Origin of the sequence: Mycobacterium sp. 1245499.0, assembly GCF_001673615.1 — a bacterium.
In the GTDB taxonomy this organism is placed as follows: domain Bacteria; phylum Actinomycetota; class Actinomycetes; order Mycobacteriales; family Mycobacteriaceae; genus Mycobacterium; species Mycobacterium europaeum_A.
Window position 1 is genome coordinate 1 of sequence record NZ_LZMG01000320.1, and the last position, 580, is coordinate 580.

General features: G+C 70.5%; 1 pseudogene. It reads right to left on the reverse strand.

Going from position 1 to position 580, the window contains the following annotated elements:
* Positions 1 to 40: 40 nt before the first annotated feature.
* Positions 41 to 580: pseudogene (locus A5646_RS19460) on the reverse strand (mannose-6-phosphate isomerase, class I); the annotation flags it as partial.

The window sequence follows — 580 nt, forward strand, 5'->3', positions numbered from 1 at the left end:
CCGGGCGAGGCGGGTCGCCACGATCGGGCCTAGGCCCCGGTCACAACCCCACCGTCGCCCTGAACAACTTGGTGGGTTGGTGCGCGACCAGCCGGATCGGGGCGTCGTCGGCCGCGACCCAGGCGGCCATCCCCCGCTTCAGTGTCAGCGAGCCGGATTTGCCGTGCACCGTTGTGCAGCCCTGGCTGCACAACAGGATCTGCGGGCCGTCGTGGCTGCACGTCGCGTCCACCTCGTGGCCGACGTACTCGTCGTCGAGCTGCAACAGGGCGACGGCGAACTCGTCGGTCGGCGTCTCATAGATCAGGCCGAAACCCTCGCGGCGGATGGGCGGGCGCAGCTGCTCCTCGGTGGTGGGCGCGAAGTCCAGCACGCGCAGCAGCTCGGGCACGTCGACGTGCTTGGGGGTCAGCCCGCCGCGTAACACGTTGTCGGAGTTGGCCATCACCTCCACCGCGAAACCGCGCAGGTAGGTGTGCAGGTTGCCGGCGGAGACGAAGATGGCCTCGCCCGGGGCCAGGGTGATGCGGTTCAGCAGCAGCGCCGCCAGCACCCCGGCGTCGCCGGGATAGCGCTCGCC